The organism is Sphingobium sp. TomTYG73 (assembly GCF_055394245.1).
Map to the genome: position 1 here is coordinate 1,548,159 of NZ_AP027339.1, position 18,185 is coordinate 1,566,343.

Sequence of the window (18,185 nt, forward strand, 5' to 3'; positions counted from 1 at the left end):
GCTTGCTCACGGACCCTGCACCCATTTCCCCTGCTCCTGCCGCCAGAAGCGGGGCGTCACCCCCTCCCGCTTCGACAGGGCACGCCAGCTTTCGCGCGCGCCATCGACGGTCAGCGTGTCGAAAAAGTAGAAAGCGCGCTCGAAATCGAGCGCCTCTTCACGCCATAGGCCATCGGCAATCGCGACGTGCCGGGCACCGTTCGCAGGGCTGCAATCCTGCGCCAAAAGTACCGGCTGCATCGCCTCGCCGCCCTCCCCCGCCCGGCCATGGGCAAGGAAGCTTTCCGGCGGCCCGTTCCACAGCCCAGCCGAAATGCGTTCCAGCTGTTCCTCGTCCTGCGCGACCACCAGCAACCGTTCACCCAGGCCGAGTATGCGCGCCGCAATGGCGGGCAGCACCCGGTCCACAGGATCACGGCTAAGCTGGTAGAAATCGACCTGCATCAGCGCTCAAACTTGTCCGCCACCAGACGATCGATCAGGCGCACACCATAGCCGGTCGCGCCCTTGTCCCAGGTTGCGCCGGGCTTGTCGGCCCACACCATGCCCGCAATGTCGAGATGAGCCCATTTGACCCCATCATCAACGAATCGCTTGATAAACTGCGCTGCGGTGATCGATCCGGCATAGCGCGCGCCCATATTCTTCATGTCCGCGATCGGGCTGTCGATCAGCTTGTTATAGGCGTCACCCAGCGGAAAGCGCCAAAGCTGGTCCCCCGCCGCCTTGCCAGCAGCGAGCAAATCCTCGGCAAGCCCTTCGTCATTGGCGAACAGTCCGGCATATTGATCGCCCAACGCCACGATCATCGCGCCGGTCAGGGTGGCAAGATCAATGACAACCTCGGGAGAATAGGTTTTCTGCGCCCAGGTAATGACGTCGCACAGCACCAGCCGCCCTTCGGCGTCGGTGTTGATGACCTCGATCGTCTGGCCCGACATGGACGTGACAATGTCGCCGGGGCGCTGCGCGTTGCCGTCCGGCATGTTTTCCACAAGGCCGCAAACGCCGATGACGCGCGCCTTCGCCTTGCGTCCCGCGAGCGCCTTCATCGCGCCCGCGACCGCGCCTGCGCCACCCATGTCCCACTTCATGTCTTCCATGCCCGCGCCGGGCTTCAACGAAATGCCGCCGGTATCAAAGGTCACGCCCTTGCCGACAAAGACGATAGGCTTGTCGCCCGCGCCGCCCGTGCCATCCCACTCCATCGCCAACAGGCGTGGTTCGCGTACCGACCCCTGCGCAACGCCGAGCAGCGCGCCCATGCCCAGTTCCGCCATCGCCGCCTTGTCGAGAACGGTGACCTTGACGCCCAGCTGCTCCAGATGACGGCAGCGTTCGACGAAGCTTTCCGGGTACAGGATGTTCGCCGGTTCAGAGACCAGCTCGCGCGTGAAGGTGACGCCATCGGCCACCGCCGACAGCCTTTGCCAATGCGCATCCGCGTCATTCGCAACGACCGACAGCTTCATCAATGTCGGCTTTGTCTTTTCCGGCTGCCGGGTGCGATAGGTATCGATCCGCCAGGCGCGCAGAGATGCTCCAAAGGTAAAATGAGCCGCCTTATCGCCAGCCGCGCCGCCGAAAAACTCCACTGCGGCATGGCTCGCCCCGCTCGTCAGCAGGCGTGCCGTCAGCGCCGCGCCCGCCCGTTCATAATCGGCCTCGCTCCCGCTGCCCGTGCCGACAAGAACGATGCGCAGCACCTTGCCACCCTCTTCGGCGAAGCTTTCAAAGCTTGCCCCCGCCTCACCCGTGAAGCGCGCCGCCGCTGCTCCCGCCGCCAGAGTAGGCGCCGCCGCGATCGGCAAGGCATCGAAACCGCCCTTGGGAACGGCAAAGACCAGCGTGTCGGCGTCGGGACGCACCGGGGTGAATGCGATTTCCATCAAGGGTCCTTCTTCTGCTTTTCTGATCGTGTGGCGCTAGGAACGCTCCATGCCAGATAATGTCGCTTGCCCCATCTGGCAAAGCCGTTCGACCGATTTCCCGCAAAAGAAGCGTGACGAAAGATTGCGGCGCGCGCAAAGCAATGCGATAGGCGGGCAACGAAGCGCCCCTGAAGAGGCACGATCCCCTTGCAGAATTTTTCCCGTTCCTCGCGTCTGAAACATATGCTGGCCGCAAGCGCGGCGCTCGCCTGCATGGGCAGGATGCCGCATGCCTTCGCGCAGGAACTGCAATCACCGCCGACGCCCGTCAGCGCGCCCGACGCTCCCGTGCCCGCGACCGACGAGCAAATCGGCTTTTCGGCCGACGCCCTGGAATATGACAATAATACCGAAATCGTGACGGCGACCGGCAATGTCCAGCTGCTCCGGCAGGGCAACCGGCTGCGCGCGGATAAGGTGGTGTGGAACCGCACCACGGGGCAGGTGGAAGCGCGCGGCAATGTCTCGGCGACTGACCCGGAAGGCAATATCGCCTATGGCGACCGCTTCCAGGTGACCGACACGCTGAAGGACGGCACGGTCGAAAACATGCTGCTGGTGCTTCAGTCGGGCGGCCGATTGGCGGCGGTGCAGGGCGTTCGGGTGAACGGCGTCTATACGCTGCACAAGGCCGCTTATACCGGCTGCAGCGTAGTGGACAGCGACGGCTGTCCCAAGGAGCCCACTTGGCAGATCAAGGCGGTCAAGGTCGTCTACGACCCCGTCGCCGCTCGCGTGCGATACCGCAATGCCAGCGTGGAAATATTCGGCCTGCCGCTCATTCCGCTGCCCGGCTTTTCACACCCGGTCGGCGACACGGGGGGCACGGGGCTGTTGGTGCCGAACCTCCGCTACGACCGGAATAACGGCGTCGAAGTCGCCCTGCCCTATTACATCAAGCTGGCGCCAAACCGCGACCTGACGATCACGCCGCATGTCTATTCCAAGACGCTGCCGATGCTGGAGACAAATTTCCGCCATCGCTGGGACCGTGGCGCCTATCAGATCACCGGATATGTGACCCATGCGCGGCGGATCGACGCCAGCAGTTCCCTGCCCAGCTCCACCGGCCCAGCAGGATCGGAAAAGGATTTTCGCGGCTATGTCGATGCCAGCGGCGCCATGCAACTGACGCCGGAATGGAGCGTCAACGGATCACTCCGCGTTGCGAGCGACCGCACCTTCCTTCGCCGCTACGACATCAGCCGCGACGACCGGCTGCGTTCGACCCTGGGCGCTCAGCGCATCGGCAAGAACAGCTATTTCTCCATCGCTGGCTGGGCCGTCCAGACGCTGCGCCTTGGCGATCCGCAGGGGCAAACGCCGATCGCGCTGCCCGTGATCGACTATCGCCTGCGCCTGATCGACCCGCTTCTCGGCGGCCGGATTCAGTTTCAAGCGAACAGCCTCGCGATCACCCGCACCCACGGCCAGGATACGCAGCGCGCCTTCGCTGCCTTTGAATGGAACCTGCGCAAGCTGACGGGCATGGGTCAGGAGGTGAATTTCACCACCTATCTGCGCGGCGACGTCTATCACAGCAGTGACAATCTGCAGAACAACATCGCCCGCTATGCCGGCGATCCCGGCTGGCAGGCGCGCGGCATCGCCGCAGCCGCGATCGATGTTCGCTGGCCCTTCATGGGTGAGGCGTTCGGCGGTGTGCAGCGGATCGCGCCCCGCGTGCAGATCGTAGCAGCGCCCCGGCTGGCAAATCTTTCGCTCCCCAATGAAGACGCGCGCGCCATCGATCTGGAGGACAGCAACCTCTTCGCGCTCAATCGCTTCGCAGGCTATGACCGGTTCGAAGATTCGACCCGCATCACCTACGGTCTGGAATATAGCCTCTCTCTGCCCGGCTTTTCGCTGGAAAGCGTGGTCGGCCAGAGCTACCGCCTTAACAGTCGCGAAAGCATCCTGCCCGACGGCACCGGCCTTTCCGATCGCATGTCCGACATCGTCGGCCGCACGACCGTGCGTTTCCGGGATTTCGTCAGCCTCATCCACCGTTTCCGCCTGGACAAGGACGGGCTGGCGGTACGCCGCAACGAAATCGACGCGACGATCGGCAGCCGCAAAACCTATGCCATGGTCGGCTATCTCCGGCTCAACCGGAACGCCGCGACGGGGCTTGAGGATTTGCAGGACCGCGAGGAATTGCGTTTCGGCGGCCGTGTGCAATTCGCCCGCTTCTGGTCCGTCTTTGGGTCCACCGTCGTCGATCTTACCGACAGAAAAGAAGATCCGCTCAGCGTCTCTGACGGCTACGAACCCGTCCGTCACCGGCTCGGCATCGCCTATCAGGATGACTGTCTGACGCTGGGCCTGACGTGGCGTCGCGATTATCTGGCCGCCGGTGACGCGCGAAAGGGCAATAGCTTCCAACTACGGCTGGCTTTTCGGAATATCGGCATATAAGGATCAGCCTTCCCGTTCAGGACCGGTTCTGGCCGCTCAGGACCGGTTAAGGCGGACCGGCGCATCACGCGCTGGACCGTAATGGAGAGTTTTGTCGACGATGCAGCCTGTCGTTTCCCCGCCTTCCCGCCTTGGACAATCGTTTCGGACCAGCGCGCGCGCCTTGCTCCTGTCCTCCATCCTGCTGGGATCGATCGGCAGCCCTGTCGCCGCCCAGACCGTCAATGACGATGAAGGGGTTGCCGCGCAGCAGTTGAACCTGCCCAAGGATGTGACCGTCTTTGGCAAAAGCGATCCCAACGTCCGCAAGGCTACGGCCATCGTCAACGGCCGCATCATCACCGGCACGGACGTTGACCAGCGCCTGGCGCTCATCCTCGCGGCAAATGGCGGCAAGGTGTCGCCAGAGGAACGGGAGCGGCTGCGCGTGCAGGTGCTGCGCAACCTTATCGACGAAACGCTTCAGATTCAGGAAGCCGCCGCCCACGACATCAAGATCGACAAGTCGGAAATCGACCAGAGCTATGAACGTGTCGCGGCGAACTTCAAGCAGTCGCCCGCCCAGTTCGACCAATATCTGCGCGCTCAGGGCAGCGCTCCCGCCAGCATCAGGCGTCAGATTGAGGGCGAACTGGCGTGGAGCCGCCTGCTCCGCCGCAACATCCAGCCCTTCGTCAACGTCTCCGCAGACGAGGTGAAGTCGGTCGTCGATCGCATGAACGCGGCCAAGGGCAGCGATGAATATCGCATCGGTGAGATCTACCTGTCGGCAACGCCCGAAAATGAGGCGCAGATCGTCTCGAACGCCCGCAACATCATCGAACAGATCAAGCAGGGCGGCAGCTTCGCCGCCTACGCCCGGCAGTTTTCCGAAGCATCGACTGCTGCGGTTGGCGGCGACCTCGGCTGGGTACGCCCGGCGCAGTTGCCCGATGAACTGGCCAAGGCCGCCAATGAGATGCAGGTCGGGCAGCTCGCTGGTCCCATCCCCGTTCCGGGCGGCATCTCCGTCATCTATGTCATGGACAAGCGCAAGGTGCTGACCGCTGACCCGCGCGACTCTCTGCTCAGCCTCAAGCAATTGTCGATCAGCTTCCCGCCCGGCACGACCAAGGAGCAGGCGAGTGCCAAGGCAGCCAGCTTCGCCGCGCAGATCAAGACGATCAAGGGATGCGGCCAGGCGAACGAACTGGGTGGCAAGATCGGCGCCGATGTCGTGGACAATGACAATGTGAAGGTGCGCGATCTGCCCCCGCAGTTGCAGGAAATCCTCCTCGGCCTGCAAGTTGGCGAAGCGACCCCTCCCTTTGGCTCGGTCAATGACGGCGTGCGCGTTCTCGTCGTTTGCGGCCGCGATGAAGCCAACAGCGCCGCCGCGCCGAACGCCGAACAGATCATGGCTCAGCTTGAGGAAGAACGGGTCAACAAGCGCGCCCGCATCTATCTGCGTGACCTTCGCCGCGATGCCATCATCGACTATAACTGATCCAGCCTCGGCTCGACCGGAGCTGGCACCTTTTGCCGTCCCGCTGGGCGACCCGGCGGGGATCGGGCCGGAAATCGTAGCGAAAAGCTGGGTGATGCGCGAAGCACGCGGATTGCCCACCTTTTTCGCCGTGGGTGATGCGGCATCCTTGCGCCGGGTCTGGTCCGGCCCTGTCGCGCCCATCGCCACGCCGCAAGAGGCAGTGGCGCTGTTCGACACCGCGCTTCCCTGCCTCCAGGTTGCCGACGCCGGTGACATCGTACCGGGCTCCCCCAGCATCGACGGCGCGCGCACTGCTTTTCAGGCACTGGAAGTGGCGGTCGGCCTCGCCCGCACCGAATCGGCCGCCGGGATCGTCACCGCCCCTGTCGGCAAGGAGCAGCTTTACGGCGTCGGCTTCACCCATCCTGGCCAGACCGAGTTCATCGCCGAACGTTGCGGCGTAGCCCCCCACAATGCGGTGATGATGCTCGCCGGTCCTTCATTGAAGGTCGTGCCGGTCACCATCCATATCCCGCTGGCGGAGGTCGCCTCGGCCCTGACCATCGACCTGATCCGCGCCCGCGCCACGACCACGGTCAAGGGATTGCAGCGCAATTTCGGCATCCCGCGCCCGCGCATCGTCGTCGCCGGACTCAACCCCCATGCGGGTGAGGGCGGCGCGCTGGGCCGGGAAGAAATCGACATCATCAGCCCCGCGATCGAATCGCTGCGGGCGGAAGGCATGGACATTGTCGGCCCCCTTTCCGCCGATGGCCTGTTCCACGCCCGTGCCCGCGAAACCTACGACGCGGTGCTGTGCATGTATCATGACCAGGCGCTGATCCCGCTCAAGACGCTGCATTTCGATGAGGGCGTCAACATCACGCTCGGCCTGCCCATCGTGCGCACCTCGCCCGATCATGGCACCGCCTTCGGCATTGCCGGAACGGACAGCGCGAACCCCGGCGCGATGATGGCCGCGCTCAAGATGGCGGCGGAAGCTGCGCGATCGCGGTTAAGCCATGGGGGCTGATACGCGGCCGGTCCTGCCGCCGTTGCGTGAAGTCATCGCTGCGCACGGCCTGCAAGCGAGCAAAGCTCTCGGCCAGAACTTCCTGCTCGATGAACAGTTGCTCGATCGCATTGCCGCGATCCCCGGATCACTAAAAGATCAGCCCGCGTTCGAAGTTGGACCCGGCCCCGGTGGCCTGACCCGCGCGATCCTGCGCGCTGGAGCGCGGCTGGTCGCTGTCGAACGGGATCATCGCTGCCTGCCCGCTCTTGCTGAATTGTCGGACGCCTTCCCCGGCCAGTTGCGCGTCATATCCGGCGACGCCATGCAGGTGGACGCGCATGCCGAAGCTGGCGAACATGCCCACATCATAGCCAACCTGCCTTATAATGTCGGCACCGCCCTGCTGATCGGCTGGCTGTCTGTGAAATGGAACCCGCTGCCCTGGTGGTCTTCCCTGACGCTCATGTTCCAGATGGAAGTCGCCGAGCGCATTGTCGCGAAACCCGGCGGCGACCATTATGGCCGCCTAGCCGTCCTGTCCCAATGGCGCAGCGACGCCCGCATCGCCATGAAAGTTCACCGCAGCGCCTTCACCCCGCCCCCGAAGGTCATGTCCGCCGTGGTACACATCACGCCCAAAGCAGCGCCAGAGGGCGTGCAACTAAAGCATCTCGAACGCCTAACCGCCGCCGCCTTCGGCCAACGCCGCAAGATGCTGCGCCAAAGCCTCAAAGGCCTACCGGGCGCACTCGATGCGCTGGAGCAAATCGGCATAGATCCCCAACGCCGCGCCGAAACGGTCAGCGTCGAGGAATTTGTTGATGTGGCCCGGGTGATGGGAGGGGGCGGATCATAGATCTGTTTTAGGTGGTTAGGCGAAGGGCAGCTTTGAAACTTGACTGTGGTGACAGCCGACCAAAAATGACCGAGGCCTAGCTAACGACAGATGATACTGCGAGACGATCCAGTTCGGATGGAGACGGAACGCGACCGAGTTCAACACATTTTGCAATGAGCCCAATCAAAATGCGTCCGGCGGTTCCATAGCCTTCTTCTAGCTTTGCTTTCTTCAGCCCGCCGCCATGCACTGCGCGCGACCGAACAGCATAAGCCTTCCTTACGTCATTGAAATACTCAGCTTTCTCGTCTGGTGAGCCATCCAACAAGAGTGCGGCGTAGAGTGCCAATCGGCGGCTTAACTCCGCATCAACCGAAAGCAGCCCTTCGATGCCCGCCCACAGCAGCATGATACGGATATCGTGTTCGGGGAGGAGGTGTGCGTTGCCATAAGATCGTATTGCTGCGCTGAATTCCGGCACTTGGACCAATTCTTGGAAGGTCTCAGAATATCGGCGTGCCCAATCTAACTCGGCAGAAGTTGCAGCGTGAATATCAGCCAAGGGGCGATCGAAGGGTGACGAACTGGCTGCCGAAAACAACGGCGTACCACCATCGCAGATCGAATATAGAGAGAAGCAAGGCGCCCGGCACGCGATACTCAAAAGATGAAAGAGCCAAAGCGCATTCCAAGCCTTGATGATTAGGCTTTTTCCACCTTCCTCATGCTCAATGCGCAACGCAAAGGTTGCTATCTCGCTCCCTTGTAGAGCAGCGGCGTAATCCCTGAAATCGCGGCAGCCAGCTGCCGCGGCATCAAGCTCAAACTTTGGGATATCTGACGAAACGAATATCCCAGAACTCAACTCAGCATCTGCCGTAATCGTCAATCCGTGTCCAAGGATGACAATTGACTTGCTGTCAGGATTCGCTGCTAAACCCACCATGCCGAATGGTTAGCCTAACTCAGCGGCGTTCGCTATCGGGCGCACTTCACCGCTCGGCGACGACCAGTTTTGGTCGCTTACAGCTGGGCAGCTTACTCATCTCTAGCCGGAAGGCCACCTATGGAGCGCAGAGCCTCACGATTAGCGCCGTCAATGGCGGGCGAGCGTGGATTTCAGTCATCCCCCCTCCCGCTGGCGGGAGGGGGCTAGGGGGTGGGCCAGCGCAACGCCCGACCTTATTCTTCAACGGCACGCCAGCAGGCTCGCTTCGCTCGCGCCTATCGACAACCCCTCCCACCTACGGGAGGGAATGTCTTAGGTAACCCCTTCAAGACAGCCTCAAGGCGTCTCGGTCGTCGCAGCCTTCGGCACCACGACAGCATCCTTCGCACTCAACACCGTCGCAGGCGGCCCCTTCTGGATCGCGGCGGCGAGCTTGCCGACAGCCGCGCAGTCGGACTTGCAAGCGCTCTGCGCCTGAGCGAGATTTTCCTTTGCCTTGGCGATCGCACCCTTCTCGACCATCGCCTCGCCCTGCCCGACCAGCGCATGCACATCGTTCGGGTCGAGCAGCAGCGCCTCGCGATAGAGGCGGATGGCCTTGCCCTGAAGGCCCTGCGCACGGGCTACTTCAGCGAGCTCAATATAGGCCGAGCGATTGCGCGGATCGACCGCCAGCGCCGTTTCCAGCGCATCGTTCGCCGCATTGAAATTCCCCGCCCGACGCGCGGTGACGCCCGCCTGCTGCCATTCGATCGACAAAGGCGAAATCTGGGCATCCGGCCGCTGCGTCAGACCGGCGCTCGACACGGTGGTCAGCAGGACGGCGAGGGCGATCGAAGCAGGGGTAAAACGCATGCACAACTCCAGCCATGTTTCAGGCGTTGATTCTACCCGAGTGTCGTCATTTTGGCGGGGCTTGTCCATCGCCTCTTTCATGCACCGCGCCGAAGCCGGGCGAAATAGAAACCGTCCGTCGCGTCATGCCCCGGCGTCAGCAAACGGCCATGCCCATGCACCCGCCCAGCCGCGATCGGGATCGCCTCAGCCACCCATCCCTCGTGGCGATCGAGAAACGCCTGCACCTGCCCCGCCCCTTCCTGATCGGTCAGGGCGCAGGTGGCGTACACAAGCATCCCACCGGGCGCCACCAACGGCGCCGCGAAGTGCAATATGCGCGCCTGTTCGCCCACCAGCCGTTCGAGCCGCGCGGGTGTCAGGCGCCAGCGAGCCTCGGGATTGCGCCGCCAGGTCCCGGTCCCGGAACAGGGCGCATCGACAAGCACGACGTCCGCTTGGCCCTGCAGGCTCTCCAGCCCGCGTGCCTCATGCCCCTGATCCAGCAGCAATGTCTTAATGAAGCTCGCCCCTGCCCGCTCGGCGCGCGGACTGAGCCGTGCGAGGCGCGAACGGATCGTGTCCGCCGCGATCAGCGTCCCCTGTCCGGCCATCACCGCCGCAAGCGCCAGTGTCTTGCCGCCCGCGCCCGCGCAAAGGTCGATAACAGTCATGCCGGGCGCAGCGCCGCAAGCCGCCGAAATGAGCTGGCTGCCCGCATCCTGCACCTCGACCAGCCCCCGCTTCCACGCATCGCTCTGCTCAACCGGCCAACCCTCCGGCAGGCGCAGCGCGTCAGGCAAGCCGTGGATAGGCACCGCTTCGGGAAATAGCGGCGCGACCTTCTCCGCCGTCGCTTTCAGCCGGTTCACCCGCAAATCCACAGGCGCCCGGCCCAGCAATTCGTCCTGCTCGACGAGCGCTGCAAACAGCGGCTTGAGCCAGGCAGGCACCGCTCCGGCAATAGCCCCCGCCTCCTCGGCAAGGATGGGCGCAGGCCCATGCGGCGATCCATCGAACAGAGCCGCGATATCCGGCCTTTCCCGCGCCAGTCCGATCATCGCCTCGCGGCCATTTTCCGGCCGTTCCGCAGCCCGGCGCACCGCGTCATAGACATGATCGCGCACCGCCCGCCGGTCGCGCGAACCGGCATAGCGCCGTTCCTTGAAATAGCGTGCGATCAGCGTATCGGCAGCCGGTCCGCCATCGCGCGCCGACGCTATGATGGCGTCCAGCAGCTCGATCGCGGCCTGAACACGCGCGGAGGGGGTCACCCCGCCCTACCCTCAGCGGGTGGGATAGTTGGGCGCTTCCCGCGTGATGGTCACATCATGGACATGGCTTTCGGACAGGCCCGCATTGGTGATCTGAACGAAGCGGGCGCGCTCCTGAAGGTCCTTGATCGTGCGGCTGCCAGTATAGCCCATCGCCGCCTTCACGCCGCCGACCAGCTGATGGATGACGTCCTTCGCAGGCCCCTTGAACGGCACCTGCCCCTCGATCCCTTCGGGCACCAGCTTCATCTGGTCCTTGATGTCCGCCTGGAAATAGCGGTCGGCCGACCCCCGCGCCATCGCGCCCACGCTGCCCATGCCGCGATAGCTCTTGTAGGCGCGGCCCTGATACAGGAAGGTTTCACCCGGTGCTTCGGCCGTACCCGCCAGTAGCGATCCTACCATGACGCAGCCCGCGCCCGCCGCCAGCGCCTTCGCAACGTCACCCGAGGTGCGAAGCCCGCCGTCAGCGATCACCGGAACGCCATGCTTTGCCGCTTCGTTGGCGGAGTCCATGACGGCGGTCAGCTGCGGCACGCCCACGCCCGCAACCACGCGCGTGGTGCAGATGGAGCCAGGCCCGATCCCGACCTTCACGCAGTCGGCCCCGGCGTCGATCAAAGCCTTGGTCGCTTCAGCGGTCGCAACATTACCCGCCACGACCTGAACATGGTTGGACAGACGCTTCACCGCCTCAACCGCGACCGCGACCTGCTTGCTATGGCCGTGCGCGGTATCGATGACGATCAGGTCGCATTCGGCGTCGATCAGCGCCTCGCTGCGTTCCAGCCCCTTATCGCCCACGGTCGTCGCCGCCGCGACACGCAGGCGGCCCGAACCGTCCTTGGTCGCCTGCGGATAGGTGACCGCCTTTTCGATGTCCTTGACGGTGATAAGGCCGACGCAATGATAGTCATCATCCACCACCAGCAGCTTTTCGATCCGACGCTGATGCAGCAGACGCTGCGCTTCATCCTGCCCCACGCCCACCTTGACCGTGGCAAGATTATCCTTGGTCATCAGTTCGCTGACGGGCTGATTGGGATTTTCCGCAAAGCGCGTATCGCGGTGGGTAAGGATGCCGACCAGCTTGCCGCTGTTCTCGACCACCGGAATGCCGCTGATCCGGTGCCGCTCCATCAACATCTGCGCGTCAGCCAGGGTTGCGCGGGGCGTGATCGTGATAGGGTTCACCACCATGCCGCTTTCGAAGCGCTTGACCGCACGCACCGCATCCGCCTGCTCTTCGATCGACAAATTGCGATGCAGGACGCCGATGCCGCCCAGCTGCGCCATCACGATCGCCATGTCGGCTTCCGTCACCGTGTCCATCGCAGATGATAGGACCGGGATATTCAGCTTGATCTGCTTGGTCACATAAGTGCTGGTGTCCGCCTGGCTGGGCAGCACATCGGACTCGCCGGGCTGCAACAGCACGTCGTCAAAGGTGAGGCCGAGGCGGATATCCATGTAAAAGCCACTTTCTTCTGTGCGACCTGCCAAGGGGCATAGCGCGATCGCTGGGGATTCGTGGCGGCCCATGTAACCATTAACCAGCGAAACGGCCAGACCTTAGGCGCATTTTGTTGCTGGCCGCCTCACGGCACAGGAGGACGGGCGCTTTTCAGGATTTGGCAGTCGCGCCCACAAGCCGATCCAGCCATGCCTGCGCCTGCTTCGGCTCCCCAACAGCCTGCGAACTGACCGGGCCGCGCGATGCAAGAAACTCCTGTTGCAACTCAAACGGCGGCATCAAAAGTTGCTCCCGCGCCTTGTCGATGGCTTCCCCGATTTCCGCCAACTGTTCGATGACCGGAGCGGATGCGGCGCGGCTTGCCCGGTCCTCCTTATGCCCGAACAGGCCCCATTTCCCCGAAGCGGTCACGCGCAATGCGTCGATGAGCTTTTCGGTATATTCCGCCTCCAGTTCCAGGCGGCGGGAGTCCAGGCGTTCCAGTCGGTCAGCTTTTGCCATGGCCATCCCTATCTCACCACGGTGAGGCAGCCGCAAATAAAAAGGGCGCCGCCCGACGGCAGCGCCCCTTCAAATCACAGATCGCAGATCAGATTCCGGCAGGCGAAGGATCGCCGAACGGCCCCTTCCGCTTGCGCGTCTTGGGGATAGACGAACCCGCCGCCGGAACCACCGAAGGCTTGATCGTCGTGCCGTCGTCGCGGGTAATCTCACCCTTGTCGAGCAGCGTCTTGATCTCCTCGCCCGACAACGTCTCATATTCCAGCATCGCGTTGGCCAGCAGGTGCAGCTGGTCCTCATGACCCTTCAGCACTTCCTGCGCCCGGGTATAGCCCTGCTCCACCAGTCCGCGGATTTCCTTGTCGATCAGCTTTGCCGTCTCGTCCGACATATGAACGCGCTGGCTCTGCGAATAGCCGAGGAAGGTTTCGCCCTGCTGCTCCTCATATTGGAGCGGCCCCAGCTTGTCCGACATGCCCCACTGAGTGACCATGTCGCGCGCGAGCTTTGTAGCATATTGAATGTCACCCGAAGCACCCGACGACACCTTGTCATAACCGAAGATGATCTCCTCGGCGACGCGGCCACCCATGGCGACGGCCATGTTCGCGTGCATCTTGTCGCGGTGATAGCTGTAGCTGTCCCGCTCCGGCAGACGCATCACCATGCCCAGCGCACGGCCGCGCGGGATGATCGTCGCCTTGTGGATCGGATCGGACGCCGGTTCATGGACTGCGACGATGGCATGGCCCGCCTCATGATAGGCGGTCATCTTCTTCTCATCCTCGGTCATGACCATGGAGCGGCGCTCGCTGCCCATCATGACCTTGTCCTTGGCCGCCTCGAACTCGTCCATGGCGACCAGACGCTTGCCCCGCCGCGCCGCCATCAGCGCCGCCTCGTTGACGAGGTTGGCAAGATCAGCGCCCGAGAAACCCGGCGTACCGCGCGCAATGGTACGCGGATTGACGTCCGGCGCCAGCGGCACCTTCTTCATGTGCACGGCCAGAATCTTCTCGCGGCCCTCAATGTCGGGACGCGGCACCACGACCTGACGGTCGAAACGGCCCGGACGCAGCAGCGCAGGGTCCAGCACGTCGGGGCGGTTGGTCGCCGCAACGATGATGATACCCTCATTCGCCTCAAAGCCGTCCATCTCGACCAGCAACTGGTTCAGCGTCTGCTCGCGCTCGTCATTGCCATTGCCCAGACCCGCGCCGCGATGGCGGCCGACCGCGTCGATTTCGTCAATGAAGACGATGCAAGGCGCGTTCTTCTTCGCCTGCTCGAACATGTCACGGACACGGGAAGCACCCACGCCGACGAACATTTCGACAAAGTCAGAACCTGAAATGGTGAAGAAGGGCACGCCCGCCTCACCCGCGATCGCGCGGGCCAGCAGCGTCTTACCGGTGCCGGGCGAACCGACCAGCAATGCGCCCTTGGGAATCTTGCCGCCCAGCCTTGCGAACTTGGTCGGGTCCTTCAAAAACTCGACGATTTCCTGCAATTCCTCGCGCGCTTCATCGATGCCAGCAACGTCATCAAACGTGACCTTGCCATGCTTTTCGGTCAGCAGCTTGGCCTTGGACTTGCCAAAGCCCATCGCACCGCCAGCGCCGCCGCCCTTCTGCATCTGCCGCAACACGAAGAAGGCGATGCCCAGGATCAGCAGGAATGGCAGCGACTGATACAGCATGATTTGCCAGAAGCTCGGCTGCTCCTCAGTCTGTCCGGAATATTTGACGTTATAATCGTCAAGCAGCCCGGTCAGCCCCGGATCATTCACGGGTACGGTGTTGAAGCGCTGTCCGCTGGTCAGTGTGCCGGTAATCTTGTCGGTCGCGATCGCAACGTCCTTGACCTGCCCCTCCTGAACCTTTGACCGGAATTCGGAATAGGCGAGGCCGCTACCCGCCTGCGAAGCGGAGCGGCTGTCGAACATCGAGACGAATAGCAGCAGAGCGACAATCACCCCCGCCCAAATCATCGCGCTCTTGATCCAGGGGTTACCCTGCGGGTCCTTCTCGTCGTTCATCATCACTCTCTTTCACCGGGCAAGATAGGATGCTCCGGCAAAATCGCAAGTTGGGTGCAACGGTCTGCTGACGTTATCCGCCCACGAACTGCGACAGGGCGATATAGGCCAGGATCATCGCCAGGCCCGCCGACACACCGCACAGCAGATATCCGACATACAGGAGCAACGGCGGATGCGGGCGAGCCAGCTTCCGGTTACGTTGCGCCGCCGAAAGGATCACACTGGCGAGCACACCATAGGTCAACGCCGCAAATTCGAACATAAATGACTTTCCATGCCTGAGTGCCGACCCCAATACGCCTGAAGGCTATTAAGGAAAGGTCATTGCGCTGCAACAATTCGACGGAGCGAGGCGTCGGCGCGTTGATCCGTGGAACCTTTCCGTAACGATCAATTCAATGCCCGAAGTCGTTTCGGACGAGACTCATCATCGCGGTATCGGCGGGCTTTCGCGTCCAAGATCGATTCTGACTCAACGTCGGGGCGGCGCCACGCTGACTCTCCAGGCGGCGCCCCCTTTCAGCAGTAATCCGCCAAGGCTCGTCTTCCCGCCCCGCATTGCCACCGTAATCGCTCGGTCGAGCGTGTCGCCTCGCGGTTCCGCGCCGGGCTCCACCTCCGTAATGATGCGCAGCAACAAGCGCCGAAGCAGTTCACGGGGCAAATCCGTGCGGGTCAGCAGCCACGCCTCCCCTTCCCTGCGAACATGCGCCGCCGCGATATCATTTACCATCCAGTCCAACGCTTCCTCGCACTCCGCCAGCGCCGCCGCACTGCGGACGGCACTTTGCGGGTCGAGCCATTCGGCTTCCTTCAGATGCCGTCGAATCACCGCCCGATCAAATCGCGGATCGACGTTGGAAGGATCGTTGACAAAGGGAAGCGCGCGCTCACCCGCATAGTCCAACAGTTGCGCGCGTCGCACGCCAAGCACGGGCCGCAATACCCGCCCTTGCCGCGCGCGGATTCCGGCCAGACCATTGACCCCGGCACCCCGGTTAAGCCGCATCAGCACGGTTTCCAGCTGATCATCGGCATGGTGCGCGGTGAAGATCCAATCGATCCCGCGATCGGTCCTCCATTGTTCCAGCGCCGCATAGCGTTGGGTCCTCGCCCATTGCTGGACATTGCCCGTAAGAGGCTGGGGCGGATGCAGAACGGCATGCGCGACACCGTTGCTACGGCACCACTGCCCCACCATTGCGGCCTCTTCCGCGGACTCCGGCCTCAATCCATGGTCAACGGTGGCCGCTTCCACCCTGCCCGCGAAGGCATGCGCAGCTAGGGCGAGCAACGCCATGCTGTCGGGACCGCCCGACACCGCCACGCCAAAACGCAGCAAGGCATCGTCCCCCGCCAGCGCACCAACCGATCGCGTCAGCAGCGCTTCCAGGTCAGGCTGAGCCGAATGCGGCGCGGCCATGCGGGTGCCTTAGCTGCACTTCGCCTTGGCGCGTCCCTTGTCCATCATGCCGCGCTGGCTGGCCGACATGGTGGCGCCATAGACCTGTTCCAACTCCGCATAGACCTTGCACGCGTCGGCAGGCTTCTTGAGCTGGATCAGCGCCTCACCCAGATAGGCAAGGCTGTCGGCGGCGCGATCCCCCTTGGGGCGCTTCTGATAATTGTCGTAAAAAGCGACGGAAGCCAGCGCGGGCTTGCCATCGTCCAGATAGGCACGACCCAGCAGGTTCGAAGCGCGGCTCGCGACCGGCGCAGTACCATATTTATCCACCGTCGCCTTCAGTTGCGCCTGCGCCTCGGGATAGAATTTTGCGTCCCACAGACGAAAGCCATAGCTATAGGCGTCGGCCGCCGCATCGCCGGTCGATGGCCGTTCGATCGCCGCCACGGCCGCCTTGCGCGCCTCGGTCGCACCACCATTAGTGCCCGGCTTTGGCGTGGCCGGGGCTGCATTATCTGCAGGAGCCACGGGGCGCACGGGCGGCGGAGCAACCACTTCGGCGCGGCTCTGCGCCTCAGCCTTATATTTGTTGAACGCCTCTTCCAGCTGACGGATCTTGAAGCTGTTTTCCTCAACCTGTCCGGTCATCGAGGCAAGCTGCGATTCCAGTGCGCCCACGCGCGCCGTCAGATCGGCGACCGGCGAAGATGACGGCGTGCCGGGCGGGACGGTGGGCGTCACCGGGCGATTGATTTCCGCCTCCAGCGGAGCGCCTGCGGGAAAGACCTTGCGCTGTACTGCGCGCATTTCCTTTTCCAGCCGGTCGACGCGCACATCCAACGCCACATTCTGGGCGGCCGCTGCTGGCGCGAGCGCAACCATAGCGGGCGCCCCCAGCAGCAGGGCGGTTGTCGCAAACAAGGCGTAACGCATGATGATCCCCGACTAAAACTTAAATTCACCGACGATACGGCCCGCAAAGGCCGCGCTCCCCGCTCTTAACCATAAGGCCATATTCGCCGCCGTAAAGCAGGACGTGCGACCCAAACAGGGATTGGAGACGCCTTAATCCGCCGAGGTTGGGGCAGCTGGCGCGGGCTCCGCAGGGATCGCAGGCGCCACACTCCCGGTCACGGGCCGCGCGGCAGGCGTTTGCGGAGCCGATGGGGCAGCCGCAGGGGCAGGCGAAGCGGCCGGAGCGACCGGCGCCGGAGCAGCCCGAGCCAGCAACGCAGCCGCCGAAACGGGCACATCGGAAATCGTGCGATCGGGCGCGCCAAGCGGTGCAATAGGCTTGCCACCGACAGTAACCGTCAACGCCTGCGGACGGCCGGTCAGGATCATGGGGTTGCGAGCAGTGGCCGGCAGGGTGAAGCTTTCACCCTTCTTCATGAGGCCATCTTTCAGCCGGTCGCCAGCCTCATCATAAATGCGCAGCCACACATCGTCATTGGCGGTGAACACCACCGTCTGCGCCACCAGCGCGGCGGGACGCGCGCCCGGCGCCGGTTTCGCGGCAACGGCGGGCTTGGCCTGTTCGGCGGCGATCTCCTGCCCTGTCGGCGGAGTCAGCATCTGCGTACGCCAGATGGTGAAGCCAGCCACCAGCACAATCACGATCGCCGCGGCCGTCCAGGCAAGCAGGCGCGACGGCACACGGGCCGGATCGGCCGGTTCGAACGCCTCGTAGCGATTGGCGCCCAGGTCGGAATTATGGACGGCATGGCGCACATCGGCGGCAATGGCCACCTCGTCCAGATCGACCGCGCGGGCATAGGCGCGGGCAAAGCCGACCGCATAGGGAATTCCCGGAAGCGCAGAATAGTCGTCCCGCTCGATCGCCTCCAATTGACGTTGCGCAATGCGCGTGCGCGTCGCCACGTCCTGGATCGACAGGCCATGCGCCTCACGCGCCGCGCGCAGCTTTGCGCCCGGAGTGCCCAATTGCACGTCCGGCGCCGTCGCGCCGCTTTCCACTTCGGGTTGTTCTGCCATGCTGCTCCGCGATCTTATAAGCCGGTCTTGTCTCATTCCGGC

The 18,185-nt window shown here is 63.4% G+C and carries 16 protein-coding genes; 4 read left to right on the forward strand and 12 right to left on the reverse strand.

The features are described from left to right. Positions 1–6: 6 nt before the first annotated feature. Both ACZ5TH_RS07845 and ACZ5TH_RS07850 read right to left on the reverse strand, forming a co-directional pair. Positions 7–444: a DNA polymerase III subunit chi gene (locus ACZ5TH_RS07845; RefSeq protein ID WP_464777835.1), complete on the reverse strand. Its 438-nt coding sequence runs from the start codon at positions 442–444 to the stop codon at positions 7–9. Then, positions 444–1,889 carry a leucyl aminopeptidase gene (locus ACZ5TH_RS07850; protein WP_460986243.1) on the reverse strand — a complete coding sequence of 482 codons (1,446 nt, stop codon included), beginning with the start codon at positions 1,887–1,889 and terminating at the stop codon, positions 444–446. Before ACZ5TH_RS07850 ends, ACZ5TH_RS07845 begins: the two co-directional genes overlap by 1 nt. 225 nt (positions 1,890–2,114) lie before the next feature. Here ACZ5TH_RS07850 and ACZ5TH_RS07855 point away from each other — a divergent pair, with 225 nt between their 5' ends. From ACZ5TH_RS07855 to rsmA, 4 genes are all read left to right on the forward strand, one after another. Further along, complete coding sequence (locus tag ACZ5TH_RS07855; protein ID WP_464793519.1) at positions 2,115–4,349, forward strand: LPS-assembly protein LptD; 2,235 nt, start codon at positions 2,115–2,117, stop codon at positions 4,347–4,349. Positions 4,350–4,449: 100 nt separating this feature from the next. Beyond that, positions 4,450–5,835, forward strand: coding sequence for a peptidylprolyl isomerase (locus ACZ5TH_RS07860; protein ID WP_464793520.1), 1,386 nt, complete (start codon positions 4,450–4,452; stop codon positions 5,833–5,835). Further along, the gene (gene pdxA / locus ACZ5TH_RS07865) at positions 5,813–6,850 is read left to right on the forward strand and encodes a 4-hydroxythreonine-4-phosphate dehydrogenase PdxA (RefSeq protein ID WP_464793521.1); all 1,038 of its coding nucleotides are present in this window, start codon (positions 5,813–5,815) and stop codon (positions 6,848–6,850) included. The genes ACZ5TH_RS07860 and pdxA overlap by 23 nt, the downstream gene beginning before the upstream one ends. Next, the gene (gene rsmA / locus ACZ5TH_RS07870; RefSeq protein WP_464793522.1) at positions 6,840–7,688 is read left to right on the forward strand and encodes a 16S rRNA (adenine(1518)-N(6)/adenine(1519)-N(6))-dimethyltransferase RsmA; all 849 of its coding nucleotides are present in this window, start codon (positions 6,840–6,842) and stop codon (positions 7,686–7,688) included. The genes pdxA and rsmA overlap by 11 nt, the downstream gene beginning before the upstream one ends. A 76-nt stretch (positions 7,689–7,764) precedes the next feature. Here the strand turns inward: rsmA and ACZ5TH_RS07875 are convergent, their stop codons facing one another. The 10 genes from ACZ5TH_RS07875 to ACZ5TH_RS07920 form a co-directional block, all read right to left on the reverse strand. Further along, a complete protein-coding gene (locus tag ACZ5TH_RS07875) occupies positions 7,765–8,616 on the reverse strand; it encodes a hypothetical protein (protein WP_464793523.1) in 852 nt (283 codons plus the stop codon). Between the two features lie 339 nt (positions 8,617–8,955). Beyond that, on the reverse strand, positions 8,956–9,474 hold the full coding sequence (locus ACZ5TH_RS07880; RefSeq protein WP_464793524.1) for a tetratricopeptide repeat protein: 519 nt from the start codon (positions 9,472–9,474) through the stop codon (positions 8,956–8,958). Between the two features lie 77 nt (positions 9,475–9,551). Continuing rightward, complete coding sequence (locus tag ACZ5TH_RS07885; protein WP_464793525.1) at positions 9,552–10,727, reverse strand: RsmB/NOP family class I SAM-dependent RNA methyltransferase; 1,176 nt, start codon at positions 10,725–10,727, stop codon at positions 9,552–9,554. A 12-nt stretch (positions 10,728–10,739) separates the two neighbouring features. Beyond that, entirely contained in the window at positions 10,740–12,197 is a 1,458-nt protein-coding gene (gene guaB / locus ACZ5TH_RS07890; protein ID WP_464771099.1) for an IMP dehydrogenase, read from the reverse strand. A gap of 154 nt (positions 12,198–12,351) precedes the next feature. Next, positions 12,352–12,702, reverse strand: coding sequence for a hypothetical protein (locus ACZ5TH_RS07895; protein ID WP_464793526.1), 351 nt, complete (start codon positions 12,700–12,702; stop codon positions 12,352–12,354). 88 nt (positions 12,703–12,790) lie between these two features. Further along, on the reverse strand, positions 12,791–14,740 hold the full coding sequence (gene ftsH, locus ACZ5TH_RS07900; RefSeq protein WP_196226569.1) for an ATP-dependent zinc metalloprotease FtsH: 1,950 nt from the start codon (positions 14,738–14,740) through the stop codon (positions 12,791–12,793). 73 nt (positions 14,741–14,813) lie between these two features. Beyond that, positions 14,814–15,005: a hypothetical protein gene (locus ACZ5TH_RS07905; RefSeq protein ID WP_196224194.1), complete on the reverse strand. Its 192-nt coding sequence runs from the start codon at positions 15,003–15,005 to the stop codon at positions 14,814–14,816. Positions 15,006–15,215: 210 nt separating this feature from the next. Beyond that, positions 15,216–16,166, reverse strand: a complete 951-nt coding sequence (gene tilS, locus ACZ5TH_RS07910; protein WP_464793527.1) for a tRNA lysidine(34) synthetase TilS — start codon at positions 16,164–16,166, stop codon at positions 15,216–15,218. Between the two features lie 9 nt (positions 16,167–16,175). Continuing rightward, positions 16,176–17,081 (reverse strand): hypothetical protein, encoded by a 906-nt coding sequence (locus ACZ5TH_RS07915; RefSeq protein WP_464793528.1) that lies wholly within the window; start codon positions 17,079–17,081, stop codon positions 16,176–16,178. A gap of 132 nt (positions 17,082–17,213) precedes the next feature. After that, positions 17,214–18,143, reverse strand: a complete 930-nt coding sequence (locus tag ACZ5TH_RS07920) for a helix-turn-helix domain-containing protein (RefSeq protein WP_464793529.1) — start codon at positions 18,141–18,143, stop codon at positions 17,214–17,216. Between the last annotated feature and the right edge of the window lie 42 nt (positions 18,144–18,185).

Excerpts from the sequence above, each read along its gene's own strand:
- ACZ5TH_RS07920 (WP_464793529.1), bottom strand. The coding sequence starts at position 18,143 with ATGGCAGAACAACCCGAAGTGGAAAGCGGCGCGACGGCGCCGGACGTG.
- ACZ5TH_RS07905 (WP_196224194.1), bottom strand. The coding sequence starts at position 15,005 with ATGTTCGAATTTGCGGCGTTGACCTATGGTGTGCTCGCCAGTGTGATC.
- ACZ5TH_RS07880 (WP_464793524.1), bottom strand. The coding sequence starts at position 9,474 with ATGCGTTTTACCCCTGCTTCGATCGCCCTCGCCGTCCTGCTGACCACC.
- ACZ5TH_RS07875 (WP_464793523.1), bottom strand. The coding sequence starts at position 8,616 with ATGGTGGGTTTAGCAGCGAATCCTGACAGCAAGTCAATTGTCATCCTT.
- tilS (WP_464793527.1), bottom strand. The coding sequence starts at position 16,166 with ATGGCCGCGCCGCATTCGGCTCAGCCTGACCTGGAAGCGCTGCTGACG.
- guaB (WP_464771099.1), bottom strand. The coding sequence starts at position 12,197 with ATGGATATCCGCCTCGGCCTCACCTTTGACGACGTGCTGTTGCAGCCC.
- ACZ5TH_RS07850 (WP_460986243.1), bottom strand. The coding sequence starts at position 1,889 with ATGGAAATCGCATTCACCCCGGTGCGTCCCGACGCCGACACGCTGGTC.
- ACZ5TH_RS07895 (WP_464793526.1), bottom strand. The coding sequence starts at position 12,702 with ATGGCAAAAGCTGACCGACTGGAACGCCTGGACTCCCGCCGCCTGGAA.
- rsmA (WP_464793522.1), top strand. The coding sequence starts at position 6,840 with ATGGGGGCTGATACGCGGCCGGTCCTGCCGCCGTTGCGTGAAGTCATC.
- ACZ5TH_RS07845 (WP_464777835.1), bottom strand. The coding sequence starts at position 444 with ATGCAGGTCGATTTCTACCAGCTTAGCCGTGATCCTGTGGACCGGGTG.
- ACZ5TH_RS07855 (WP_464793519.1), top strand. The coding sequence starts at position 2,115 with ATGCTGGCCGCAAGCGCGGCGCTCGCCTGCATGGGCAGGATGCCGCAT.
- ACZ5TH_RS07915 (WP_464793528.1), bottom strand. The coding sequence starts at position 17,081 with ATGCGTTACGCCTTGTTTGCGACAACCGCCCTGCTGCTGGGGGCGCCC.
- ftsH (WP_196226569.1), bottom strand. The coding sequence starts at position 14,740 with ATGAACGACGAGAAGGACCCGCAGGGTAACCCCTGGATCAAGAGCGCG.
- ACZ5TH_RS07860 (WP_464793520.1), top strand. The coding sequence starts at position 4,450 with ATGCAGCCTGTCGTTTCCCCGCCTTCCCGCCTTGGACAATCGTTTCGG.
- pdxA (WP_464793521.1), top strand. The coding sequence starts at position 5,813 with ATGCCATCATCGACTATAACTGATCCAGCCTCGGCTCGACCGGAGCTG.